Here is a 24,262-nt window from a genome sequence, read left to right as displayed (position 1 = left end):
CGGGATTGCCGTGTCGGCTTCCATGATTCGATAACCGGCGATCGTCGCGTCGCCTCGTGTCGACCGGCACGGGCGGCGCGCGATCGCGTGATCGCGATATCCATCGCGCGTGTCGAGCAGCGTTACCGGGCTGTTTAGTTAGTGATCCAAAGTGAGTGGCGAGGCATCGCCAGGCGGACGGGAATGTGTTGAGGACATTCTCGCCGGCTGCCGTGTTCGCCGTTGCGTCATCCAGCACATGAGAACCGAGGGAAGACAAGATGAACAAGTCGTTCAAGTCGATCTGGAACGAAGCATTGGGAGCCTGGGTTGCGGCTTCGGAGCTTGATCGGGCGCGCGGCAAGCGCGTCGCGTCGTCGCGTGGCACGCCGGGGCGTGACGTCGCAGGAGCGGCCGCGGTTCGCGCAGGCGCGACCTCGGCCCCGTCGCTCAGGCGGCTCACCATGCTGATGGCGTCCGCGTACCTCGCGCTGTTCCATGCCGGTGCGCATGCGCAGTACAACCCGGATGGCGGGACGGCCACCGGCGGCGTCTCGTCGATCGCGATCGGCGTCGGGTCGAGCGCCGCGCAGACGAATTCCACCGCGTTGGGCAACCTGTCGACGGCGCAGGGCGTGTCGGCCACGGCGCTTGGCCCGGGGGCGCATGCGATGGGCGACGCTTCGACGGCCGTCGGCATCAACGCGCAGGCGACGGGCGTCAACAGCACGTCGATGGGTGTGCAGGCGATCGGTTCGGGCGATTACTCGGTTTCCATCGGCAACCTGTCGAGCGCGACGCAAAGCGGGTCGGTGGCGATGGGCAGTGGTGCGGCCGCGACCGGTGTGTCGGCCATCGGGCTCGGCAACAATGCGCTGGCTTCCGGTCAATACGCGGCGGCGCTGGGCCTCGGGGCGAGCGCCGCCGGCGCGCAAAGTGTCGCGCTGGGCTATGCATCGCATGCGGACCTGACGGGCTCGGTGTCCCTCGGCAACCAATCGACCAGCTCGGGCGCGGCCGCCGTTGCCGTGGGCAGCGGCGCGCTGGCTTCCGGCAATTCGGGCGTGGCGATGGGGGTGAACAGCGGTGCGAAGGGCACGTCGTCGATCGCGATCGGCTGGGGCGGGACGGCCGGCGTACCGGGCTCGGGCACGCAGTCGCTCGGCACCAGTTCGATCGCGCTGGGTTCGGCCACGACGGCCGGCGCCGATACCTCGATGGCGCTCGGCACGAGCGCGAAGGCGACGGGCGTCAGTTCGATCGCGATGGGCGTCCAGTCGAGCGCGACGCAGCAGTTCGCGACCGCGCTCGGTAATGCCGCGCTGGCGACCGGCATCTCGGCGACCGCCCTGGGGCCCGGTGCGACGGCATCGGCCACGAATGCGACGGCCATCGGCATCAACAGCGTCGCGGCGGCGGGGTCGACCGTGGCGATCGGCGATTCGAACTCGGTCGCGGCCGCAGCCGGGCCGGGCTCGATCGCCGGCGGCTTCAACTCGAAGGTGCTGGGCGGTACCGGCGCCGTGGCGCTCGGCGCGAGCCAGACGGTCAGCGGCAACGGTGCGGTGGCGATCGGCGACCCGAGCACCGCGATCGGCACCGGTGCGGTCACGGCCGGGTCGAACAACACGGCGAACGGCGACGGCGCGGTCGCCATCGGCAATTCGAACATCGCGCAGGGCACCGGCTCGCTCGCGCTCGGCAACACGTCGACGGCCGCGGCCGCTGGGGCGCTGGCGTTCGGCGCGTCGGCCGTGGCGAACAATGCAGGCGACGTCGCGCTCGGCTCGGGCTCGACGACGGCCGCGCCGAACCCGACCGCGAGCGCGACGATCGGCGGCGTGACGTACACGTTCAAGGGCACGAATCCGACCAGCGTCGTCAGTGTCGGTGCAGCGGGTACCGAGCGCCAGATCACCAACGTCGCGGCCGGGCGCATCAGTTCGGCGAGCACGGATGCGATCAACGGGTCGCAGCTCGATGCGACGAATCAGGCGGTGAATTCGCTGTCGACGTCGACGGCGTCGAGTGTCAGTTCGTTGTCGACGGGGGTGTCGTCGCTATCGACCGGGTTGTCGTCGGCCAACAGCGCGATCACGTCGCTTTCCACGTCGACTTCGACGGGCATCGGCTCGCTGTCGACGGGGTTGAGCTCGACCAACAGCTCGGTGACGTCGTTGTCGACTTCCACGTCGACCGGATTGTCGTCGGCCAATAGCGCGATCACGTCGCTTTCCACATCGACTTCGACGGGCATCGGCTCGCTGTCGACGGGGTTGAGTTCGACCAACAGCTCGGTGACGTCGTTGTCGACTTCCACGTCGACCGGATTGTCGTCGGCCAATAGCGCGATCACGTCGTTGTCGACGTCGACCTCGACGGGCATCAGCTCGCTGTCGACGGGCCTGAGCTCGACCGACAGCACAGTGACGTCATTGTCGACGTCCACGTCGACCGGTCTGTCGTCGGCCAATAGCGCGATCACGTCACTGTCCACGTCGACTTCGACCGGCTTGAGTTCGACCAATAGCTCGGTGACGTCGCTGTCGACGTCCACGTCGACGGGCATCAGCTCGTTGTCCACCGGCCTGAGTTCGACGAACAGCTCGGTGACGTCGCTGTCGACTTCGACGTCGACAGGCATCAGCTCGCTGTCCACCGGCTTGAGTTCGACGAACAGCACGGTGACGTCGCTGTCAACTTCGACGTCGACCGGCATCAGCTCACTGTCCACCGGCCTGAGTTCGACGAACAGCACGGTGACGTCGCTGTCGACGTCGACGTCGACCGGCATCAGCTCGCTGTCCACCGGCCTGAGTTCGACGAACAGCTCGATCACGTCGCTGTCGACGTCCACCTCGACGGTGGTCGGTTCACTGTCCACCGGCCTGAGCACGACGAACAGCACCGTCACGTCGCTGTCGACCGCGACCTCGACGAGCATCGGTTCGCTGTCGACCGGGCTCAGTTCGACGACGAGCTCGATCGCGTCGCTGTCGACATCGACCTCGACGACCGTCGGCTCGCTGTCCACCGGGCTGTCGAGCACGAACAGCAACCTGACGTCGCTGTCCACCGCGACGTCGACGGGCATCGGCTCGCTGTCCACCGGCCTCAGCTCGATCGCCAACAACAACACCAACCTCGGCAACAGCACGGCGGGCGCAATCGGCGGAGGGGCCACCTACGATCCGACGACCGGCACGATTTCGGCACCTTCGTACGTGACGTACAACAGCGACGGTTCGACGACGATCAACAACAACGTCGGCTCGGCGATCGACAACATCAACGCCCACGGCATCAAGTATTTCCACGCGAACTCGACCGCGCCGGACAGCCAGGCGATCGGGCTCGACAGTGTCGCGATCGGCCCGAATGCGATCTCGAAGGTGGACGGCAGCATCGCGCTCGGCGCGGGGTCGGTATCCGACCGCGCGACGACGCCGGCCTCGGGCATCCTCCGCAACGGCACCGCGTCGATCCCGTTCAACACGACGGACCAGACGCTGCTCGGCGCGGTATCGGTCGGCGACGCGACCAGCAAGACGTATCGCCAGATCACCAACGTCGCGGACGGCACCGGGCAGCAGGATGCGGTGACCGTGCGGCAGCTCGCCGGCGCGTTGCAGTCGTTCGCGGTCACGGGCCAGAAGTATTTCCACGCGAATTCGACGGCGGCCGACTCGCTCGCCGTCGGCGCGGAATCGGTCGCGGTGGGGCCGACGACGGTCGTCAACGGCGACCACGGCGTGGGCATCGGCAACGGCGCGATCGTCGACCAGACCGCCCCTGGCGGCATCGCGATCGGGCAGGCGGCGAGTGCCGCACAGGCCGACGCGCTCGCGCTCGGCAGCGGCGCGACGGCACTGGGCGCGCAGTCGGTCGCGCAAGGCGCGAATGCGAAGGCGGTCAGCGTGGGCAGCGTCGCGCTGGGCTCCGGCGCGCTCGGCAACGCCACCGATGCGCTCGCGCTGGGCGCCGGTGCGTCCGCGACGTTCGCGAACAGCGTCGCATTGGGCGCCGGTTCGCTGACGACGGTCGGCGCGCTGACGAACTACGTCGCGTACGGCCTGGGCAGCCCGCAATCGTCGGCCGGCGAAGTGAACATCGGCAACCGGCAGATCACAGGCCTCGCGGCCGGCAAGAACGGCACGGACGCGGTGAACGTGTCGCAGCTCGACTCGGTCGCGAACCAGCTGACGACGCTGATCGACCAACGCACGACCAACCTCGGCGGCCAGTACACGACGAACCCGAACGGCGCGAACGTGCCGCCGGGCTCGACCGGCCCGAATTCGTCGGCGGGTGGGTCGGGGGCGGTGGCATCGGGCTCGAACAGCACGGCGGTCGGCAACAATGCGCTCGCATCGGGCAACGGTTCCACCGCCTTCGGCGTGGGCTCGACGGCGTCGGGCAGCAATTCGACCGCGATCGGCACGGGCAGCAACGACGGCGGCCGCTCGAACGTCGTCGCGGTCGGTTCGGCGGAATCGGCGCGCCAGGTGGTCAACGTCGCGGCCGGTACGCAGGGCACGGATGCGGTGAACGTGAACCAGCTGAACGCGGTGTCGAACCAGTTCACGCAGTCGCTGAACACGGTCAACAACCAGCTCACGCAGATGCAGCAGCAGATCCAGCAGACCGATTCGATGGCACGCGAGGGGATCGCGGCCACCGCAGCGATGGCGTCGATCCCGCACATGGACCGTGACTCGAACTTCGCGATGGGGGTCGGTACGGCGACGTTCCAGGGGCAGAAGGCGATGGCGGTCGGCGTGCAGGCGCGCGTCACGGAAAACCTGAAGGCGACGCTGAACGGCGGCTTCGCCGGCAGCCAGCGCGTCGTCGGCGCGGGCATGCTGTATCAGTGGAAGTAATCGCGCGCTGCGGTTCGCGCCGGCATGCACTGCCAGGGCGGACCGCGTCGAACGCACACGCACGCGGATGCGGCTGCACCATTGCGCCGCCCGCGCTGCGCCCCTCGCATTTTCGGAGTCCTCACGTGAAAAACATTCATCTTGCACTGCTGGCGTCCGTCGTTTCCCTCGCGGCCTGTTCGAGCGCATCGGGACCGACGTACAACGCATACGAACTTCAGCCCCGCGACGGCATCCGGACGTTCCGTGTCGACTGTCACGGCATCCTGTCGAGCGCCAATACCTGCATGAAGGTCGCGACGCGCATGTGCGGCAACGAGGCCGTGCGCAAGGTCGATTCCACGACGCCGTACCGCGACGGCGCCGATCCGCACTCGATCGTGTTCCAGTGCGGTGCGGCACCCGCGCCGGTCGCCGCGGCGGCCGCACCGGCGCCCGTCGCGGTCGAGAAGGTGAGCCTGACCGGCGATGCGTACTTCGCGACCGACTCCGCCGTGCTGACGTCCGCCGCCACCGCCGCGCTCGACAGTTTGCTGAGCCAGCAGGGCGACCGGCACTTCTCGCGTGTGGAAGTGGACGGTTATACCGACGCGACCGGCTCGGATGCACACAACCAGGCCCTGTCGAAGCGCCGCGCCGATGCCGTCGCGGGGTATCTGCGCGAACACGGGCTGAAGGCGGATGCGGTCGCGGCGACGGGACATGGAGATACCAACCCGGCCGCATCGAACGAGACTGCCGAAGGGCGCGCGCGCAATCGCCGGGTGGAAATCTCGCTGCGGAAGTAGGGCGTCGCCACTGGGTTGCCGCAGGCGTTGCCGTCGCGAACGGACGGCTCTCGCTTGCGGCTGTGGCGCCGTTCGGAGACGCTGGCGGTCGAATCAGGCAACGCGTCGCGATGGGCGTGCGCGATGCCGCCATCGCGCGGACGACGACGCGGCACGACGGCCCGCGGGCCGGTTGGTGGACGCCGATGTCGTGGGTTCATCGGCGCCCGCCAACGTGTTGCTGCGCGGGGCGCAAGCAATGCCCGGTGCCGCTGCGTGAAAAGGGATGAGAGAGACTTCGGCGGAGGTGCGGGGCTGCAATGGTCGCGTGGCTGACGCGGGCTCGACTGCAGCGCGGGTCGACAAGCACGAAGGCGCGGAAAGCGGCCCGTTGCGGGAGCAATCAGTTTTGTTCATGTCCCAATTGCAAAACTAGTCTCGCATCTTCGCGTCCGCCCATTTCCATTCCCGCGCAGCCTTTACAAACGCCGCAAGATAATCGACGTCGTCATCCGTCTTGCGCGTGCCGAGGAAAATCTGCTTCGCAATCCCCTTCTTTCCAAGTTGCACGGGTGTAAGCGGCATCCAGCCCGCGTATTCTTCCGCGAGCCAGCGAGGCAACGCCGCCACGCCACGGCCGCTCGCCACCATCTGCAGCATGATGTCGGTCGTCTCGATCACCTTGTGGCGCTTCGGCACCCTGTTCGCGGGCGTGAGGAACTGCGTGTAGATATCGAGCCGGTCCGTTTCGACGGGATACGTGATCAGCACCTCGTGCGTCAGCTGTTCCGGCGTGACATACGCTTCTCCGGCCAGCGGGTGATCATCGGCAACCACCAGCACCTGCTCGTAATCGAACACCGGCTCAAAATGCAGTTCGGGTTTCTTGAGCGGGTCGGGCGTGACGAGCACGTCGATTTCATAGCCGATCAACGCACCGATGCCGCCGAACTGGAAGCGCTGCTTCACGTCGACATCGACATCCGGCCAGTGCGCGAGATACGGCGACACCACCTTCAGCAGCCATTGATAGCACGGCGCGCATTCCATGCCGATCCGCAACGTGCCGCGCTCGCCCTGCGCGTACTGCCTCATGCGCTCCTCGGCGAGTTCGAATTGCGGCAGCAACCGGTTCGCGAGGCTCAGCAGGTACTGTCCGGCTTGCGTGAGCCGCATGGTCCGTCCTTCGCGCGCCCACACGGGCGTACCGAGCTGCTGCTCCAGCTTCTTCACGGCATGGCTGAGCGCCGACTGCGTGAGGTTGAGCGTATCGGCCGCGGCCGTGAGCGAGCCCTGCCGCTCCACTTCCCGCACGACCATCAGATGATTGCGATCCAGCATCGACCACTCCATGAACAAATTTAATGGTTGCATGAAATAAATCCATTTTTATTCATGCAATGGAAACTATATCATCGCTGCCAGTTACTTTTCTTCCGATGTGAACCGGATACACCGCACCGTGAGCATCGCTCTTGGTTGGTTGAAATCGATTCATATCCAGTCGGCCATGGCCCAACGTCACATTCGTTCATCGGAAAAGAAAAGCGAGCCGCATCGAAAGGCATGGAGCAGATGCGGTTTTCATTTCGAAATCTGGGGCGCAAGATCATGACGAGTCAAGAGTTTACATTTGCTATTAAAAGCGTCAGTTTCGATGAGGACTATCAGCCTTCCGACCATACGCGCATCACGACCAATTTTGCGAACCTCGCCAGAGGAAAGAGTCGTCAGGAGAATTTGCGCAATACCTTCAGGATGATTGACAATCGCTTCAATGCGATGGCGCATTGGGACAATCCCAAAGGCGATCGCTATGCCGTCAAGCTTGAAATCATTTCGGTCGAAATGAATATCGGCGGCGAGCGGGGCAGTGCCGCGCTGCCCTTGATCGAAATACTGAAGACGAATATTTTCGATCGAAAAAACAACAAACACATTGACGGCATCGCGGGAAATAATTTTTCCTCTTATGTGCGAGATTACGATTTCAGTGTGGTCTTGCTGGAGTACAACAAGAATCAGCCCGGCTTCAGTACGCCGGATAACTTTGGCGACCTGCACGGGAATCTGTTCAAGTCCTTCGTGAAGTCGAGCGCCTACAAGGATAATTTCGCGAAACCGCCCGTTATATGTCTGAGCGTTTCGAGTAGCAAGACCTATCATCAGACGGCAAATCGGCACCCCGTGTTGGGTATCGAATACCGGCAGGACGAGTATTCCTTGACTGACGAGTATTTCGAAAAAATGGGAATGAAGGTGCGCTATTTCATGCCGCCGAATAGTGTCGCACCGCTGGCTTTTTATTTTACCGGTGATTTGCTGGGCGATTACACCAATCTGGAGCTCATCGGCACCATCAGCACGATGGATACCTTCCAGAAAATTTACCGGCCCGAAATTTACAATGCGAATTCTCCGGCAGGAAAATCCTACCAACCGAGTCTGAAGCATCAGGATTTTTCGCTCACCCGGATTGTTTACGATCGGGAAGAGCGTAGCCGGCTGGCTATCGAACAGGGCAGGTTTGTCGAAGAGCAATTTATCAAGCCATACCAGGCCATTCTTGAGCAGTGGTCTGCGGACTACGCGCTTTGACCAACAAATACACGAGGTCGTCTACCGTGAAAAAATTTCTACCCACTTCAACCGCCGGCAGTTTGCCTAAACCTTCGTGGCTCGCACAACCCGAGACACTTTGGTCACCGTGGAAATTGCAGGACGAGGTGTTGATCGAGGGCAAACAGGATGCTTTGCGCCTGTCGTTGCAAGAGCAGCAACATGCGGGCATCGATATCGTCAGCGACGGCGAGCAAACGCGCCAGCATTTCGTGACCACGTTCATCGAGCACCTCAGCGGCGTTGATTTCGAGAACCGCAAGACCGTTCGAATTCGCGATCGCTATGACGCCAGCGTGCCGACGGTCGTTGATGCGGTGGCGAGACAGAAGCCGGTTTTCGTTGACGATGCCAAGTTCCTGCGCCGGCAAACGAGCCAGCCCATCAAATGGGCGTTGCCGGGGCCGATGACGATGATCGATACGCTGTACGACGATCATTACAAGAGTCGCGAAAAACTGGCCTGGGAGTTCGCAAAGATCCTGAACGAGGAAGCCAGGGAACTGGAGGCTGCCGGCGTCGATATCATTCAATTCGATGAGCCCGCATTCAATGTCTTCTTCGATGAGGTGAATGATTGGGGCGTCGCGACCCTGGAACGAGCGATCGAAGGTCTCAAGTGTGAAACCGCCGTGCATATTTGCTATGGCTATGGCATCAAGGCCAACACGGACTGGAAGAAGACGCTGGGGTCGGAGTGGCGGCAGTACGAGGAAGCCTTCCCCAAGTTGCAAAAATCCAGTATCGACATGGTCTCGCTGGAATGTCACAACTCGCGCGTTCCCATGGATCTGATTGAACTCATTCGGGGCAAGAAGGTGATGGTGGGGGCCATCGATGTGGCGACCGATACCATTGAAACCCCCGAGGAAGTCGCCGGTACGTTGCGAAAAGCACTTCAGTTCGTGGATGCCGACAAGCTCTATCCCTGCACCAACTGCGGCATGGCGCCGTTGTCGCGTGCAGTCGCGAGAGGCAAGCTGAGTGCGTTGAGCGCGGGTGCGGAAATCGTCCGCAAGGACCTCTCGAACTAGGTCCGAACTGACGTCGAAGCGCTCGGCCACTATGCATCCGGTATCACGGTGATCGCATCACACGTCGATGGCGAACCGGTCGGCTTCACGTGCCGGTCTTTCACTTAGCCACCGCCGACGATCTGCTTAAGGTGAACGTCGGTCAGGGCTTCACATTCCCTTGCCTGGAGCCGACGGCCGCGGCAATGCGACTTTGCGCAGCGACGAGTTGGTCGTCCGTGGTCGCCACCAGCCACAGACGTGCCTGCTCCTCGATTTGGCGGTTGTGATCCTTCAACGGGCCCATCGTGGCAGCGGCCTTCCAGACGACCGGGGCGATTCGGCTTTTCCTGCCTGACGGCGCGCCTACCAGCAGGCAGTAAGGACCCAGCGGGAGCGATACGAACGGGAGTGCCGGACTGGCACGCTGGCGCCAGTCGATGAAGGGCGTGTCGCCGATAAGCAGCGGCGTGGGCAAGCCGTGGAGCACACTGAAATCGTACAGCGCCAGTTGCTCCCGCATGCCGGCGTAAATACGCCGGATGTCGTCGACAACCGCCGCGCGGATCTCGTCATCGAACATGGGTTCCTGCGCGTATCGGGCAAACGCCTCTCGTGCCTCCCATTGATATGCGCTGAACAGGCCAATCTCAACGCAGTCCTGCACTGCGCGCTGGACATCCGCTGCCGAACCGGCTTCCTCCGGCGTGCCCAGCTGCGCGGCTCGCAAAAACCGGGCAAGTCCAGCCTCGTGGATCGCAGGCCCCTCCGCGGATGCATCGTCTTCAGCGCCCTTGCCAAGGGGCACATAGATATATTTCTCGGCCGCGAAATGCGACTTCTTGCCCTCGTCAAACCTGATTTCGCCATCTACGCAGTCGAGATAGCGAGTCCCGATTCGACCATGCTCCCAAACCCAGTTTTTCAGGAGCGGACGGAGTGGATGCAGTCTGTCGTGATCGGTCATGGAAGCCTCCTGGTTGCCCAGTATAGTTCCAAGTTGTCGATTGTTTCGTGGACGACATGGCGATCAATCGATCCACAATCGCCGTTGGAGCTCGCGCAGCCTCAACGGCTGTTCAACCGGATATCGGTGGCCCCGTGCCTGCGCCGAGCGGCAAGTGCTCGGCCTTTGCGGGCGTTCAAGTGTTGGTCGCGGCCGGTCGACTTGACGCTGCCTTGCGGACGTTCGGCTGAGGATCTGCACCGAACGCCTGCCGTCAGGCTTAGCGAACACGCACTTTCGACCGTCGACAGCCGCTCGGTCCGGGAACAAGTCAGCGGCAGCTTCCGAGGTCCAACGGCCCTTCACGAGCCGACTGCGCCACCCTCCGTCATCGTGCGACGGGGGGATTCGCCCCGGGCGGGCGCCCGATATCGAATCGACTCTCGGGTGCGACGAGCGCATAGGCCGATGGGCCGCCTGCCCGAAGAATGATGCCTGCGCCGAAGGTGTCGAAGGTGCCGTCTTTAAGCAAGTCCTGGCGAATGTGAACAGCCACGACTTCTCCCAGCACGAGCCATGTGGTGACAGGCGTGCCTTTGTGATCGCGCAGCTGGATCACATCGGTGAGCTTGCATTCGAAGTTGACACCGCTCTCTGCCACGCGTGGAACGGCGACTTGCCGAGACGGAGCGGGGGTCAGCCCGGCCACTTCAAACTCGTCAACTTCGTAAGGCACCATTGCGCACGTTGCATTCATCTTTTCGGCGAGATCGCGTGTGGTGAGGTTCCACACGAATTCCCCCGTTTCTTGCACGTTGCGTAGGCTGTCCTTCGCGTCGATGCTCGAGAAGCCGATGATCGGCGGATGGTAGTTGAAGGCGTTGAAAAAGCTGTATGGCGCGAGATTCAGCATGCCGTTGCTGCCGCGCGTGGAAATCCATCCGACAGGCCTTGGACCGACAATCGAATTAAATGGATCGTGCGGCAATCCATGGCCTTGTGACGGTTCGTAGTAGTGGTAGCGTGTATCAGTCATGGTTTTGATCGGGGAGTGAGTCATGTCAGGTGGCCGGAGCCGCGCGTCAGTCTACGCCTGCCGCCCGGGTCGTCAGCACGATCTTGCCGATATGCGTGCCCGAGTCCATCAGCGCATGCGCGCCGCGCGCATCGTCGAGATCGAAGGTCCGATGGATCACGGGCTTCACCGCGCCACGCCGGATGTGCGGCCACACCGATCGCTTGAGATCCTCGATCAGCTCCGCCTTTTCCTCGTGCGTGCGCGAGCGCAGCGTCGAGCCGATGTGCATGAGGCGCTTCGCCAGCATCGGGAACAGGTCCAGTGCTGGCGCGGGCCCCTTGATCACGCCGATCTGCACGATGCGGCCGTTCATCGCGGCCGCCGCGTAATTCCGCGCGACGTAATCACCGGCGACGATATCGACGACCACGTCGACGCCGCGCCCATCCGTCGCGCGCATGACTTCCTCGACGAAATCCTCGTTGCGGTAGTCAACCGCGACATCGGCACCGAGCGCGATGCTTGCGGTGCGGTGCGCGTCGGAGCCGACCGTCGTGATGATCTTCGAGGCGCCGAACGCCTTCGCGAGCATCGTCGCCGTGGTGCCGATCCCCGATGCGCCGCCATGGATCAGCACGCTTTCGCCAGCCTTGAACTTGCCGCGCTGGAACAGGTTCAGCCATACCGTCAGAAAGGTTTCGGGGATCGCGGCCGCCTCGACCATCGTGAGACCATCGGGAACCGCGAGTGTGTTGCTCTCGTGCGCGACGGCGTACTCCGCATAGCCGCCCCCCGGCACCAGCGCGCAGACGAGATCGCCGACCGCGAACCGGGTCACGTCGCGCCCGACGGACACGATTTTGCCCGCGACTTCGAGCCCGGGAATGTCCGACGCGCCCGGTGGCGGATCGTACAACCCTTTGCGCTGCAGCACGTCAGGACCGTTCACGCCGGCCGCATGAATGCGGATCAGCACTTCGTCGTCGGCCGGTGCGGGAACAGGACGCTGCACGGGTGCCAGCACATCCGGGCCGCCCGGCTGCGTAATGTCGATCGCGGTCATCGCCGCGGGAATGCCTTTCGTTTCGTGTGACACGACTTCATCCTTTTAAAATGCCGGATGCGCCGCGGATTCGAGCGACCCGCCGCATCGGTTGAAAAAAGTGTAATCGCGCAGCCTGTGTTTGACGTGCAGAGAATTGCTGGACGTATGATGCAAATTTGCATCACGCCGGGGGCGACATGAACTGGGACGACGCGCGCATCTTCGTCGCGCTCCATCGGGAAAGGACCTTGCGGGCCGCCGCTCGCGCGCTCGACATCGATCAGGCCACGGTGGGCCGCAGGCTTGCGGCGCTCGAGCACGCGCTCGGCGCGACGCTGTTCCTGCGTACGTCGAACGGCTATGAACTCACGCCGGTCGGCAGGATCGCGATCCGTGCAGCCGAGGCGATGGAGCAATCCGCACACGATCTCGTGCGCCACACGCAGGGCGTGGACAAGCGGCTCGCCGGCGAGGTGAAGCTATCGACGACGGATGCGCTGGCCCACGAGTTCGTGATGCCGGCCCTCGAGCGCCTGCATGCGAAGCATCCGGACGTATCGGTGATGCTCGACACGACGAGCCTGCTCCTCAATCTCGCGAAGCGCGAAGCCGACATCGCGATCCGGACCGTCAAGCCCCGAAATCCAGATCTGCTCGCCCGCCGTCTGGCGCGCTGGGAAGTCGGATTGTTCGCGTCGCCCGACTATGTGCGGCGCCATGGCGAACCGGTGCCGGGCGAGCGGTTCGCCGGGCATGATCTCGTCGTGTACCAGCCGTATTTCGCCAAGGCGCGGGTGCCGGCGTTCGTCGGGGAACCGCTGACGGACGGCCGCATCGTCGCACGGCTGAACACGAACCTGACGTTGCGCGCGGCACTCAAGGCCGGGCTCGGCATCAGCGAGATACCCGTGCCGATGGGCGAACGAGACGGCCTTGTGCGGATCTGGCCGGACCGTACAAACGACGCGTCGTATGAGGTTTGGCTCGTCACGCATCAGGATCTGCGGCATACGGCGCGCATCCGCGTGACGATCGAAGAGATCGTCGTTGCGTTCGGCGGATAGCAGCGAATACTGTGCTTGTGGCAGTGGAGGTTGTCACTTCTTCCCCCTGAACTACCGGATAAGCGGGTCGCGAAATCTCGCGAAACTTTCATCGGTATCGACCCATCGCAGGCGGGTGCCTGAAATGGGCGGCCGCGCGCCCGTCGAGCCCACACGTTTGATCCGCCGCAAGCGCGCCGTAATCACTGCTCACGGGCTCGCAATGGCGAGTACACTGGAAATGCCCTAGAAGCAGGAGAATGCGATGATCGACGCTGGCCCCCAAAGCACCTTCCGAGGGCTGCCGCTGACCGTGGAGCAGGACGCGGAGGTGAGGCACTACATCAAGGATCGGACTCGGCGTGGGCTGCCATGGGACACGCCGGAGCTGAGCGCGATGCTCAAGGACATGCTGCAGCCCCCGGGCGACGGTGACGGCGATGGCGATCGTGATGGCGACGGTGATTTTGCGTCCCCGGCAGACGAAGCCAGAGCGGCCGCCGAGCGCGCGACGGCCTCCGTCGACGATGAGATGGACCCCATCGAGGCGAATGAGGAGTGGCATGCGGCCATGGAGTCGGAGGGCATGAAAGGGCCCAGACGATAACAGCGGAGCAGCGACGCTCCGAACTCCCGCAGCGCCGCATACGAGGAATGCGCGCCGGATGCCAGGCGTTTCAGGAAACGCGCGTTGTATCGGAGCGTACACAGCGGGAATGCCGACGCGCGCGGCGATCCCATTGAGAGACTCCCGATACGCAATCCATCGGTTCCCAGGTAATTCCGGGCAAAGTCCATCGCGCCACCCCATGTCGCATGGCGCCAGCGGAACTGCGAGCCGCATCTCGTCGCGTGGCGCCCGGCAGCGGGCGCCCTGTCAGTGCCTGATTACACAGACGGCGACGATTTCGTATCCGGGGTCGGCATGCACGTGCGCGGCCTTTTCCGCTTCCTCATACGAACCAAACGACGTGGCATCCTCAACCGCCGGTGCCATGCCGATATCGCCATCCTCGGCGGTGCAGAGGAACTGCTCGCCGGTCTTCACGACGTAGACGGACAACATGATTCCCTCCATCGTGTGCAGGGGGGAATTCCAGTCTAGCAGGCCAGAAAAGGGGCGCAGGTGGTTCGCTGAGTCCTTTTCGCGAGATCTGCGACAGGACCGAAAAGCCGGGCACAATACCCGCATGCAAAATCCAGACCTCGAACAGCTCGTCACCGTCATCATGCCCTTCGGGAAATACAAAGGCCGGCTGATTGCCGACCTGCCCGGGCCTTACCTCAATTGGCTAGCGCGCGAAGGGTTTCCGCGCGGAGAAATCGGCCGGCAGCTCGCGCTGATGCACGAGATCGACCACAACGGCCTGCGGGACTTGCTGGCGCCGTTACGCAAACGCGGATAGCGCCAATCGGGGGCGAATGTCCCGGGCCCCCGCATCGGTCGTCCGTGATCGACAAACTACCACCGCGTTTCAACCCCACCTGCCACGCGTGCCGAATGCTCGCATGCGACCCCGTCCGTGGTCCGCATGCACCTGGCGTGTCGCCGATGCTGACATAGAATAGAAAACAGTCCCTTGTGGACGCGTTGATGGCAAGAAAAGGGGTGCCAACATGAGACGCCTTTATTTCCTCGTACCCGATACCCAGATGGCGAAGGCCATCGTCGACGATCTATTGCGCGCACGTATCGTCTGGCGCCATATCCACGTTCTCGCCGACCACAGCGTCACACTCGATCAGTTGCCCGAAGCATCGTTGCTGCAAAGCAGCGATGTCGTGCATGCGCTCGAGCGCGGCGTCGCGCTCGGCGGCGCGGCCGGTGCGCTGATCGGCCTCGTCGCGCTCGTCTTTCCGCCGGCGGAGCTCGTGATCGCGGGCGGCGCCGTCGTCGGCTTGACGCTGGCCGGCGCGGGATTCGGGGCGTGGACCGCCGCGATGATCGGCATCGCCGAGCCGAACGCGCGACTCCAGCGATTTCGCGAGGCGATCCAGGCAGGCCAGATCCTGATCATGGCCGACGTGCCGGCATTGCGAGAGCAGGAAATCGAAGAAATGGTCGCCCAGCATTTTCCAAAGGCGGACCTGGAAGGCGCCGAACCGACGTCACCGATCTTCCCCTGACGCGCGACAGCAAGCCGGCCTGCCCGACACCCGGGGGCATCGACGCGTTGCGTCGAGCGCACGACCGCGACCGCAGGCCGCGCGTGGAGCGGGTCGCTCGCACGTTGCGCAGGCAACCCTGTCCGCCATCCCGAATCGCGCAAGAGACGCGGGTCCGACGCGCGTGACGCCTTCGGAACCGAAGTGCCGACGTCGAACGGTCGGCAAGGAGGTCGTATGGAACTGCACATTCAATCGCACCATTGGGAGCGGCGTACGCCCGACTGGGTCGCCGCTGCCGTGGCCGGTCTCGCGGGCGGCGCGCTGGTGATCGCGCTGGAATTCGTCTGGTCGACCCTGGTGCTCGGCTCGAGCCCGTGGCAACCGACCCACAAGATCGCGGCGATGGTGATGGGCCGCAGCGCGCTCGGCCAGATGACGCAATTCAACCTCGAAATCGTGGCGATGGCGCTGCTGCTGCACTACGTGCTCGGCGCGATCATGGGGATGATGCTCGCCGCGATCATGGCGCCTTTCCGCCTCGATTCGAGCGTGGGCATGGAAGCCGCGATCGGGCTGGCGTTCGGGATCGTCGCGTATGGGTGGAACTTCTACGTGATGACGGCCGTGTTCCCGTGGTTCGTCTCCGAGCGCGGTTCCGGGCCCTTGCTGGCCAACCTGTTGTTCGGCGTGGTGGCGGCCATCACGTACGGCAGGCTGGAGCGATTGCGCAAGCAGAACGTGGACGACTGACCCATCGCGTTTCCCGCCGCGCCGCGCTTGAACACGCGGCGGCCGCGGGAGACACGGAACCCGGTGTCGGCGGTGCCGGCGAGTGAGATGCAGCGAGGCGGCCTATGGCCCTTGCGATTGCCCTGGTCCTGATCATCCTGTTGGCGGTGGGGTTTCACTTTGCCAGTCCGTGGTGGATCACGCCGATCGCGTCGAACTGGGTGCGCATGGACGACATGCTGACGATCACGCTCGTCATCACCGGCGCATTCTTCATCGCCATCAACCTGTTCATCGTGGTCGCCCTGGTGCGCTATCGCCACCGTAGCGGGCATCGTGCGGCCTACGAACCGCACAACCGGAAACTGGAATGGTGGCTGATCGGCCTGACCATCGTCGGCGTGGCGGCGTTGCTGGCGCCGGGCCTGTTCGTCTACGCGGACTACATCCGGCCGCCGCGCAACGCGCTGCAGATGGAGGTGCTCGGCCAGCAATGGCAATGGCGTTTCCGCTTCGCCGGGCCCGGCGGCAAGCTGGGCACGACCGACGCGCGCTACATCAGCAACGACAACCCGTTCGGCCTGAACCCCGCCGATCCGAACGGCCGTGACAACTACCTGATCGACAGTCCCGAGGTGCACTTGCCGCTCAACCGGCCGGTCCAGGTCCTGACCCGGTCGCGCGACGTGCTGCACGACTTCTACGTCCCGCCGTTCCGGGCACGGATGAACATGGTGCCGGGCATGGTGACCACCTTCTGGTTCACGCCGACCCAGGCTGGGCGCTACGACATCCTGTGCGCGCAGCTCTGCGGGATCGGGCATGCCGGCATGCGCGGCGTGGTGGTGGTGGAAGACGAAGCCGCGTTCTCGCGCTGGCTGGCGCAGCAGACTACGTTCGCGCAGCAGCAGATGGCCCACGTGCAGGCCGCGCCGGCCGCCGCGGGCGGCAGCGCGCAGGCGCTGGCCAACCTGGGCAAGACGCTCGCGGCGGCCAAGGGCTGCGTCGCCTGCCATACCGTGGACGGCAGCCCGCTCGTGGGCCCGACCTGGAAGGGCCTGTACGGCAAGACCGAAACGATGGCCGACGGCAGCACCGCGAAGGTGGACGAAGCCTATCTGCGCGCGTTCATCCGCAATCCGACGGCCCGTGTCGTGAAGGGCTTCTCGCCGATCATGCCGCACTTCGACCTGAGCGAGCAGGAACTGAGCGCGCTGGTGGCCTACATCAAGGCGCAAGGCGGGACGGCCGCCAGCACCGCGGCCCAGCCCTAGCGGAACGGACGCAGCAGACGGAGCACACGCCATGACCTACGCGCACACCGACCACGTCCCGCACAGCTTCTGGACCCGCTATGTGTGGAGCCAGGACCACAAGGTCATCGCCGTGCAGTACGCGCTGACGGCCATCGCGATCGGCCTGGTCGGCCTCGTCCTGTCGGACCTGATGCGGCTGCAGCTCGGCTTTCCGGGCAAGTTCGCGTTCATCGACGCGAACCACTACTACCAGTTCGTCACCATGCACGGGATGATCATGGTGATCTACCTGCTGACGGCGCTGTTCCTGGGCGGCTTCGGCAACTACCTGATCCCGCTGATGCTGGGCGCGCGCGACATGGTGTTCCCGTTTCTCAACATGCTGAGCTACTGGGTCTACCTGCTGGCCGTGCTGGTGCTGGTGGCGAGCTTCTTCGTGCCGGGCGGGCCGACCGGCGCGGGCTGGACGCTGTATCCGCCGCAGGCGATCCTGCCGGGCACGCCGGGCGTGGAATGGGGCATCGTGCTGATGCTCGTGTCGCTGGCGATCTTCATCGTCGCGGCCACGATGGGCGGCCTGAACTACGTGACCACCACGCTGCAGGCACGCACGCGCGGCATGACGCTGATGCGCATGCCGCTCACGGTGTGGGGCATCTTCATCGCGACCATCATGGCGCTGCTGGCGTTTCCGGCGCTGTTCGTGTCGGCGGTGATGATGCTGTTCGACCGGACGCTCGGCACCAGTTTCTTCGTCCCGGCCGTGGTGTCGATGGGGCAGACGCTCAAGCACGCCGGCGGCAGCCCGTTGCTGTTCCAGCACCTGTTCTGGTTCTTCGGGCATCCGGAGGTCTACATCGTCGCGCTGCCGGCTTTCGGCATCGCGTCGGATCTCATCAGTACGCACGCGCGCAAGAGCATCTTCGGCTACCGGATGATGGTATGGGCGATCGTGATCATCGGCGCGCTGAGCTTCGTGGTCTGGGCGCACCACATGTTCATCGCGGGCATGAATCCGTACTTCGGCTTCTTCTTCGCCACCACGACGCTCATCATCGCCGTCCCCACCGCCCTCAAGGTCTACAACTGGGTGCTGACGCTGTGGCGCGGCGATATCCACCTGACCGTGCCGATGCTGTTCGCGATCGGCTTCATCAGCACCTTCGTGCTGGGCGGGCTGACCGGGCTCTACCTCGGCAACGTCAGCGTGGACATCCCGCTGTCGAACACGTATTTCGTCGTCGCGCACTTCCATATGGTGATGGCCGTGTCGCCGATCCTCGTGGTGTTCGGCGGCCTGTATCACTGGTACCCGAAGGTGACGGGCCGCCTGCTCGACGACACGCTCGGGCGCGCGCACTTCTGGATTACCTTCGTCGGCACCTACGCAATCTATTTCCCGATGCACTATCTCGGCATCCTCGGCATGCCGCGGCGGTATTACGCGTATCAGGGCTACAGCTTCATTCCGCATTCGGCGCAGACGCTCAACACGTTCATCACGATCGTCGCGCTGATCGTCGCGGCGGCGCAGTTGCTGTTCCTGTTCAACCTCGCGTGGAGCCTCCGACACGGCCGTCGTGCGGACGGCAACCCGTGGCGGGCCACCACGCTCGAATGGCAGACGCCGCAAACGCCGCCCGTGCACGGCAACTGGGGGCCGACGCTTCCGGTCGTCTACCGCTGGGCGTACGAATACAGTCCGCCGGGGCAGGCGGAAGACTTCGTGCCGCAGAATCAGCCGCCGGCGACGGCGCCTGAACCCAAGGCGGCCCATCCGACGCTGCACCCGGGCGAGGCACACAAATGACCACGCTGCCGCGCCCCTTCGTTCCCGATGCGCCACCCGGCCTGCCGAATGCGGGCCGCACCGGCCTGGCCGTGTTCATGGCGGTGGCGACGACGCTGTTCTCACTGCTGCTGTTCGCCTATGCGATGCGCATGCGCGAACCCGACTGGCAGCCGATCCCGCATCCAGCGCTGCTGTGGTGGAACTCCGGCGCGCTGGCGCTGGCCAGCATCGCGATGCAGCGAGCCCGGCGGATAGGCCCGTACCGCACGATGTGGCTGGTAGCCGGTGGCGTGCTGGCGGCCGTGTTCGTGATCGGGCAACTGGTTGCGTGGCAGATGCTGTCGGCAGCCGGGGAGACCGTCACAGTCAATCCGTCCAACAGCTTCCTCTACCTGCTCACCGGCCTGCACGGATTGCATGTGCTGGGCGGGCTGGCGGCGTGGGCCGTGACGATCGTGCAGCTCCGGCGCGCGGACCCGTTCCGGGCCCAACGGGCCATCGCACTGTGCGCGCGCTACTGGCATTTCCTGCTCGCGGTCTGGCTCGTGCTGCTGGCGGCGATGTGGTGGCTGACCCCCGGGATCGTCGCCGCCGTCTGCGGGCCGCTATACGGAGCCGCGCCATGACCGCGCCGACGGCCCACACCGAATCCGCTGCCGAATCGTCCGCGGTGCCGCCCGTCGACGCGCGGCCCGACGGCTGGCGCGGCATCGTCACCGACTGGTCGTCCGACCGCGAAGCCTTCAGGGTGCCGTGGGGCAAGGCGATGATGTGGATCTTCCTGCTGTCGGACACCTTCGTCTTCAGCAGCTTCCTGATCGGCTACATGACGGTGCGCATGACGACCACCGCGCCGTGGCCCGATACCGCGAAGGTGTTCGGGCTCAGCGTGGGCGGCGTGGAAGTGCCGTTGCTGCTGATTGCGATCATGACGTTCACGCTGATCAGCAGCAGCGGCACGATGGCGATGGCCGTCAACTTCGGCTACCGGCGCAACGCACGGCCCGCTGCCGCGCTGTTGCTGGCGACCGCGCTGCTGGGGGCGACCTTCGTGTCGCTGCAGGCGTTCGAATGGAGCAACCTGATCTTCCGCGAAGGCATCCGCCCGTGGGGCAACCCGCTGGGCGCGGCGCAGTTCGGCGCGTGCTTCTTCACGATCACCGGGTTCCACGGCTTTCACGTGACCTGCGGCGTGATCTACCTGCTGCTGATCGCGCGCAAGATCCTGCAGCCGGGATTCACCGAACACGGCAACTTCCAGATCGTCGAGATCGCCGGGCTGTACTGGCACTTCGTCGATCTGGTGTGGGTGTTCATCTTCGCGCTGTTCTATTTGTGGTGAGGCAGCCATGGAGCACACCGATCCCGCCGATCGACCCGACGCCGCGCACGGCCAGCAGCATCCGATCGGCCTCTACCTGAAGATCTGGGGCCTGCTGTTCGTGCTGAGCACGTTGTCGTACCTGGTCGACTACTTCAACGTGCAGGGCCTGATGCGCTGGGTGCTGATCGTCGTGCTGATGATCGCGAAGGCCGGGCTGATCGTGTCGATCTTCATGCACATGATGTGGGAGCGGCTGGCGCTCGTGTACGCGATCCTGATCCCGCCGCTGTGCCTGCTCGTGCTCATGGTGCTGATGGCGGCGGAAGCGCATCACACGTTCGGGATGCGGGAGCTGTTCTTTCGCTGATTGCAGCGTCGATCGTGCGTCGGCTTGATGGGCGCAATGCGCACGCTATCGACGGGCGCTGTTTCGGAGCGGACGGCGTCCCGTCATCGGGGGAGCGGCGCTTCACGGACATTCGTTCATGCAAACTTGAAGGGAGATTCCCATGAAATTTTCACGCCGACGTTTTATTGCAGTCACCACCGTGCTCGCTTCCGCGCTCGCCGTTGGACGCCGCGCGACGGCGGCGGATGCCGGTGCCGGTGTCGTGCAGGAAACCGATGCCAATGCCCAGGCGCTCGGCTACAAGGCGGACGCCGGCCGCGTCGATCATGCGAAGTACCCGAAATTCCACGCGGGCGACGCCTGTGCGAATTGCCAGTTCTTCCAGGGCAAGGCCGGCGCCACGACGGGGGCGTGCGCGATTTTCGGCGGCAAGCAGGTCAATGCGAAAGGCTGGTGCAACAGTTATACGAAGAAGGCGTAGCGAGGGAGGGATGGGCTGGCGAGCCGCGGTCTTGCGCATTCAGCACCTCGCCGGTGTCGGGAATCACGCTTTCCACATCCTTCGGGCAGGTTGGTCTCGCGAGCGCTTGTGCGCAACCCCGCCTTCGCTCGCCGGTCTTTGCTTCCATGCGGGGCTTGGCTGGACCTTTGTCGCGGCACCCGACCCGTTGCCACCGTTCGACCCAGTGCGGAGACCCGGGTAGGTCCGACACTGGAACAGTCATTCGTATGGCGTCTCAACTGGCACAAGCCACTTCACGCGGGTCACTTGGAGCCACAAGTTCGTCCCGCGTGACGACGGTACGATCCTGCCAGGATCGGACTCGCGGCCGCTCACGCGCACCCGCAACGCAACGCTGCGCGCCGGCAATCGCGCTGTGTCCAAGGAGCAGTGCATTGCGCAGTACGGCCGGGTCACCGGACAATGCACGTTCACCGGCGATTCCGACGAAACGCCCAGTGATTGCGATTGCGATGAGTATCCGTTTGCGGCAACCAATCAGGGCGCGAAGACCGGCACGTTCTCGGTCAAGCGCATCGACGCCAGCGACAATCGTCGCGCTGGCGCGTTGCTTGGCGATTTTTTCCGCGCGCAGCGCGTGCTGGACGCCGACGAATTCTACGTCGACGGTGAACCGGCCGGTGCTTCGCCGGCGTCGAAGCGACGCTGATTCGCCACGCCGCATCTGATCGACCGCGCACATCGTTCCGAGCGGATTGCCGACGATGTGCGCACTCAAACCGTATTGACATGACGATGACGAACGACCCTTCACCGATGCCGGCGTGGCTGGCAGACGCTTATCGCCGTTGCGCCGACGCGGTGCCGGGCGGCATGCGCGTCGAGACCGTGCCGGTCGAGCAGGCTGACGGACGCGTGCTTGCGCAGGCCGTGACCGCGCCCGAGGCGCTGCCGCGGCTCGCGCTCGCGGCGATCGAAGGCTATGCGCTGCGCGCAACCGACGCGGCACACGCATCGCCCGTGCGGCCGGCGATGCTGAATGTGCGGCTGCAGTATCCGATTCTGATCCATCGCGGCGGCGATCCGGTGGCGCGGGCTTTGTCGGCGGGCGCTGCCGAATGGCTGCCGGCGCTCGCGCCGTTACCCGCGCACGCGGACACCGTGGTGCCTCGCACGCGCAATCGCGCCCCCGACGGGCAACAGCATGCGCGGCTCAAACTCGACGCGCCACCGGTCGAAGGAGAAGGTGTGATCGCGCGTGGTTCGGATTACGCATGGGGTGCCCTGTTGCTCGACAAGGGGCAGCGCATTGACGCGGAACAGCAGGCGCTGCTGATTGCCGCCGGCGTGCGTACCGTCGAGGTAAGCCGGCGGCCGCGCGTGTGCGTGGTCGTCGCGAGCTACGACCTCGTGCCGTCCGGCTGCGAGCGGCTGCCGTGGCAGCGTCCCGACGCGAACGGCCCCTATCTGCACGCGCTCCTGAAGCAGTGGGGCTGCGACGTATCGCTCGAATATGTCGCTCCGCCGGACATGACCTTGCCTCCGCTGCAATCCCACGATGCCGAACTGGCATTTCGCCGCCAGCTTGCCGCGCTTGCGCAGCGCTACGACCTGCTGGTCGGCACGGGGGTGTTGGGGAATGATCCGCACCAGGACGCCGCGTTGAACCGGTTGCCGGTGTTTCCGTACAGCGAGGCGCGCGTGACGCTGCAGCAGGTGCGCGCGGCTCGCTTCAATTTTGGACGCAGCGAGAATCGTTCGCCGGCGCAGCGCCGCACGTTCGAGTTGACCGATGCGGCGGGCCGGCCGCGCGGAATGCGCGTCGTCACCTGTTACGACCAGGCGACGCTCGTCAACCTGCCGGGCTACCCCGGCGAGGTCGCGATCCTCGCGCACACGATTCTGCGTCGGCTGATCGATTTGCTGGAATTTGCGGACATGCCGGGACCGTACTGGGAGACGGGCGTACTTGGCACGCAGATATCGCGCGATCCAGTGCTGAATGACCTCCGCTGGGCGAGGCTCGCGGCGGGCGCGGCGGGTGAACCGGTCGTGACGCCGCTGGCGGGCGAACGGCCTGATGCGCTCGGCGCGCTCGCCGGAGCCGATGCGCTCGTCGCGGTTGCGGCGGGGGCGACGCCGCTGGCAGCGGGCTCGCCGGTGCTGTTCATGCGGCTCGACCAGCCGCGCCGGCCCCCGCGGGCTGTGCGCTCGGCGGTGGACGACACGCAAGCGGTTCGATCTCCAGCGGTGGACGAATCGCCCCCGGCAGCTTCCGATGCAACGCGAGCGGATGCGACAGGCGCTGCAGCCGCACCATCGCCGGACACCACGATCGCGGCGTCCTGGTCGCGTCTCGACACATGGCGGCGCACGCTGCCGGCCGATGCACCGGCGCCTTTCCGCGGTCCGGCGAGCGACGATGATCTGCGCGCGCTCGAGGCGGGGCTCGGCGTGGCGTTGCCGGAGGCGTGGCGCGAGAGCCTGATGTTGCACGACGGACAGGAAGCCGGGCGTACCGAACCGTTTGGCGGCGAGACGCTGCTGTCCGCTCGGCAGATCCTCGCGCAGTGGTCCATCTGGCGCGACCTGGTCGCGAGCGGCGATCTGGCGGGCTACGAGGGCGAGCCGGAGCCGGGCATTCGCGGCGACTGGTACAACCTGAAATGGATCCCGCTCACCCACAACGGCGGCGGCGACCATCTGTGCGTCGATCTCGACCCGGACAAGGGCGGCCGGATCGGCCAGGTGATCCGGGTGTGGCACGACAGTCCCGAGCGTGAGCACGTGGCGGACGGCGTGGGCGAATGGTTGGCGCGGGTGGTGCCCGGCTGACGCGTCGCTTGGTGACGGCCGAAAGAGGCGCGGGAGGGCCGACGAGATGTGGCGAGTGGATTACCTGTATCAGCCGGAATTCGATCCGACAGGTA

At 64.8% G+C, this 24,262-nt stretch carries 22 protein-coding genes; 17 read left to right on the top strand and 5 right to left on the bottom strand.

Features of this window, described 5'->3' with window-relative positions:
- The first annotated feature begins 260 nt into the window (after positions 1–260).
- On the top strand, positions 261–4,859 hold the full coding sequence (locus QZM35_RS14665; protein ID WP_367620784.1) for a YadA-like family protein: 4,599 nt from the start codon (positions 261–263) through the stop codon (positions 4,857–4,859).
- Positions 4,860–4,984: 125 nt separating this feature from the next.
- Positions 4,985–5,647 carry an OmpA family protein gene (locus QZM35_RS14655; protein WP_174970473.1) on the top strand — a complete coding sequence of 221 codons (663 nt, stop codon included), beginning with the start codon at positions 4,985–4,987 and terminating at the stop codon, positions 5,645–5,647.
- A gap of 411 nt (positions 5,648–6,058) precedes the next feature.
- On the opposite strand, the gene QZM35_RS14650 is transcribed toward QZM35_RS14655, so the two are convergent.
- Positions 6,059–6,967: a LysR family transcriptional regulator gene (locus QZM35_RS14650; RefSeq protein ID WP_089430136.1), complete on the bottom strand. Its 909-nt coding sequence runs from the start codon at positions 6,965–6,967 to the stop codon at positions 6,059–6,061.
- A 270-nt stretch (positions 6,968–7,237) separates the two neighbouring features.
- Here QZM35_RS14650 and QZM35_RS14645 point away from each other — a divergent pair, with 270 nt between their 5' ends.
- Complete coding sequence (locus QZM35_RS14645; protein ID WP_301776328.1) at positions 7,238–8,224, top strand: DUF1852 domain-containing protein; 987 nt, start codon at positions 7,238–7,240, stop codon at positions 8,222–8,224.
- 26 nt (positions 8,225–8,250) lie between these two features.
- Positions 8,251–9,279, top strand: coding sequence for a methionine synthase (locus tag QZM35_RS14640; protein WP_089433798.1), 1,029 nt, complete (start codon positions 8,251–8,253; stop codon positions 9,277–9,279).
- Between the two features lie 142 nt (positions 9,280–9,421).
- On the opposite strand, the gene QZM35_RS14635 is transcribed toward QZM35_RS14640, so the two are convergent.
- From QZM35_RS14635 to QZM35_RS14625, 3 genes are all read right to left on the bottom strand, one after another.
- Entirely contained in the window at positions 9,422–10,225 is an 804-nt protein-coding gene (locus tag QZM35_RS14635) for a hypothetical protein (RefSeq protein WP_089433797.1), read from the bottom strand.
- A 367-nt stretch (positions 10,226–10,592) separates the two neighbouring features.
- Positions 10,593–11,240 (bottom strand): flavin reductase family protein, encoded by a 648-nt coding sequence (locus QZM35_RS14630; RefSeq protein ID WP_089433796.1) that lies wholly within the window; start codon positions 11,238–11,240, stop codon positions 10,593–10,595.
- Positions 11,241–11,286: 46 nt separating this feature from the next.
- On the bottom strand, positions 11,287–12,318 hold the full coding sequence (locus QZM35_RS14625; RefSeq protein ID WP_306427346.1) for an NAD(P)H-quinone oxidoreductase: 1,032 nt from the start codon (positions 12,316–12,318) through the stop codon (positions 11,287–11,289).
- 146 nt (positions 12,319–12,464) lie between these two features.
- Here QZM35_RS14625 and QZM35_RS14620 point away from each other — a divergent pair, with 146 nt between their 5' ends.
- Entirely contained in the window at positions 12,465–13,331 is an 867-nt protein-coding gene (locus tag QZM35_RS14620) for a LysR family transcriptional regulator (protein ID WP_206147515.1), read from the top strand.
- A 244-nt stretch (positions 13,332–13,575) separates the two neighbouring features.
- Entirely contained in the window at positions 13,576–13,917 is a 342-nt protein-coding gene (locus tag QZM35_RS14615; RefSeq protein WP_089429799.1) for a hypothetical protein, read from the top strand.
- Between the two features lie 270 nt (positions 13,918–14,187).
- Here QZM35_RS14615 and QZM35_RS14610 read toward each other — a convergent pair whose 3' ends face one another.
- Positions 14,188–14,376 carry a hypothetical protein gene (locus QZM35_RS14610; protein ID WP_069250279.1) on the bottom strand — a complete coding sequence of 63 codons (189 nt, stop codon included), beginning with the start codon at positions 14,374–14,376 and terminating at the stop codon, positions 14,188–14,190.
- Positions 14,377–14,500: 124 nt separating this feature from the next.
- On the opposite strand from QZM35_RS14610, the gene QZM35_RS14605 reads away from it, so the two are divergent.
- From QZM35_RS14605 to QZM35_RS14555, 11 genes are all read left to right on the top strand, one after another.
- Positions 14,501–14,716, top strand: coding sequence for a DUF3820 family protein (locus QZM35_RS14605; RefSeq protein WP_047853223.1), 216 nt, complete (start codon positions 14,501–14,503; stop codon positions 14,714–14,716).
- A gap of 211 nt (positions 14,717–14,927) precedes the next feature.
- Complete coding sequence (locus QZM35_RS14600) at positions 14,928–15,437, top strand: DUF1269 domain-containing protein (protein WP_089429798.1); 510 nt, start codon at positions 14,928–14,930, stop codon at positions 15,435–15,437.
- 216 nt (positions 15,438–15,653) lie between these two features.
- Positions 15,654–16,169, top strand: a complete 516-nt coding sequence (locus tag QZM35_RS14595; RefSeq protein ID WP_089429797.1) for a hypothetical protein — start codon at positions 15,654–15,656, stop codon at positions 16,167–16,169.
- Positions 16,170–16,273: 104 nt separating this feature from the next.
- The gene (locus QZM35_RS14590) at positions 16,274–17,422 is read left to right on the top strand and encodes a c-type cytochrome (RefSeq protein WP_089429796.1); all 1,149 of its coding nucleotides are present in this window, start codon (positions 16,274–16,276) and stop codon (positions 17,420–17,422) included.
- A 31-nt stretch (positions 17,423–17,453) separates the two neighbouring features.
- Complete coding sequence (gene ctaD, locus QZM35_RS14585; RefSeq protein ID WP_301776219.1) at positions 17,454–19,214, top strand: cytochrome c oxidase subunit I; 1,761 nt, start codon at positions 17,454–17,456, stop codon at positions 19,212–19,214.
- Positions 19,211–19,822, top strand: a complete 612-nt coding sequence (locus QZM35_RS14580; protein WP_174970482.1) for a cytochrome c oxidase subunit 3 — start codon at positions 19,211–19,213, stop codon at positions 19,820–19,822. Before ctaD ends, QZM35_RS14580 begins: the two co-directional genes overlap by 4 nt.
- Entirely contained in the window at positions 19,819–20,538 is a 720-nt protein-coding gene (locus QZM35_RS14575; protein ID WP_301776218.1) for a heme-copper oxidase subunit III family protein, read from the top strand. Before QZM35_RS14580 ends, QZM35_RS14575 begins: the two co-directional genes overlap by 4 nt.
- A gap of 7 nt (positions 20,539–20,545) precedes the next feature.
- A complete protein-coding gene (locus tag QZM35_RS14570; RefSeq protein WP_089429792.1) occupies positions 20,546–20,887 on the top strand; it encodes a cytochrome C oxidase subunit IV family protein in 342 nt (113 codons plus the stop codon).
- Between the two features lie 142 nt (positions 20,888–21,029).
- On the top strand, positions 21,030–21,350 hold the full coding sequence (locus tag QZM35_RS14565; protein WP_089429791.1) for a high-potential iron-sulfur protein: 321 nt from the start codon (positions 21,030–21,032) through the stop codon (positions 21,348–21,350).
- A 397-nt stretch (positions 21,351–21,747) separates the two neighbouring features.
- On the top strand, positions 21,748–22,041 hold the full coding sequence (locus QZM35_RS14560; protein ID WP_301776217.1) for a NucA/NucB deoxyribonuclease domain-containing protein: 294 nt from the start codon (positions 21,748–21,750) through the stop codon (positions 22,039–22,041).
- Positions 22,042–22,121: 80 nt separating this feature from the next.
- The gene (locus QZM35_RS14555; protein ID WP_301776216.1) at positions 22,122–24,167 is read left to right on the top strand and encodes an SMI1/KNR4 family protein; all 2,046 of its coding nucleotides are present in this window, start codon (positions 22,122–22,124) and stop codon (positions 24,165–24,167) included.
- Positions 24,168–24,262: the final 95 nt, after the last annotated feature.

The sequence above is a fragment of the Burkholderia sp. AU45274 genome, assembly GCF_030482505.1.
GTDB lineage: Bacteria > Pseudomonadota > Gammaproteobacteria > Burkholderiales > Burkholderiaceae > Burkholderia.
Note: the sequence above shows the minus strand (reverse complement) of the source record. Positions and strands in the feature narration are given on the sequence as shown.

Coding starts and splice junctions, on each gene's coding strand:
- QZM35_RS14615 (WP_089429799.1), top strand. CDS start 13,576: ATGATCGACGCTGGCCCCCAAAGCACCTTCCGAGGGCTGCCGCTGACC.
- QZM35_RS14605 (WP_047853223.1), top strand. CDS start 14,501: ATGCAAAATCCAGACCTCGAACAGCTCGTCACCGTCATCATGCCCTTC.
- QZM35_RS14635 (WP_089433797.1), bottom strand. CDS start 10,225: ATGACCGATCACGACAGACTGCATCCACTCCGTCCGCTCCTGAAAAAC.
- QZM35_RS14610 (WP_069250279.1), bottom strand. CDS start 14,376: ATGTTGTCCGTCTACGTCGTGAAGACCGGCGAGCAGTTCCTCTGCACC.
- QZM35_RS14665 (WP_367620784.1), top strand. CDS start 261: ATGAACAAGTCGTTCAAGTCGATCTGGAACGAAGCATTGGGAGCCTGG.
- QZM35_RS14590 (WP_089429796.1), top strand. CDS start 16,274: ATGGCCCTTGCGATTGCCCTGGTCCTGATCATCCTGTTGGCGGTGGGG.
- QZM35_RS14630 (WP_089433796.1), bottom strand. CDS start 11,240: ATGACTGATACACGCTACCACTACTACGAACCGTCACAAGGCCATGGA.
- QZM35_RS14645 (WP_301776328.1), top strand. CDS start 7,238: ATGACGAGTCAAGAGTTTACATTTGCTATTAAAAGCGTCAGTTTCGAT.
- QZM35_RS14580 (WP_174970482.1), top strand. CDS start 19,211: ATGACCACGCTGCCGCGCCCCTTCGTTCCCGATGCGCCACCCGGCCTG.
- QZM35_RS14620 (WP_206147515.1), top strand. CDS start 12,465: ATGAACTGGGACGACGCGCGCATCTTCGTCGCGCTCCATCGGGAAAGG.
- QZM35_RS14595 (WP_089429797.1), top strand. CDS start 15,654: ATGGAACTGCACATTCAATCGCACCATTGGGAGCGGCGTACGCCCGAC.
- QZM35_RS14650 (WP_089430136.1), bottom strand. CDS start 6,967: ATGCTGGATCGCAATCATCTGATGGTCGTGCGGGAAGTGGAGCGGCAG.
- QZM35_RS14570 (WP_089429792.1), top strand. CDS start 20,546: ATGGAGCACACCGATCCCGCCGATCGACCCGACGCCGCGCACGGCCAG.
- ctaD (WP_301776219.1), top strand. CDS start 17,454: ATGACCTACGCGCACACCGACCACGTCCCGCACAGCTTCTGGACCCGC.
- QZM35_RS14565 (WP_089429791.1), top strand. CDS start 21,030: ATGAAATTTTCACGCCGACGTTTTATTGCAGTCACCACCGTGCTCGCT.
- QZM35_RS14575 (WP_301776218.1), top strand. CDS start 19,819: ATGACCGCGCCGACGGCCCACACCGAATCCGCTGCCGAATCGTCCGCG.
- QZM35_RS14555 (WP_301776216.1), top strand. CDS start 22,122: ATGACGATGACGAACGACCCTTCACCGATGCCGGCGTGGCTGGCAGAC.
- QZM35_RS14600 (WP_089429798.1), top strand. CDS start 14,928: ATGAGACGCCTTTATTTCCTCGTACCCGATACCCAGATGGCGAAGGCC.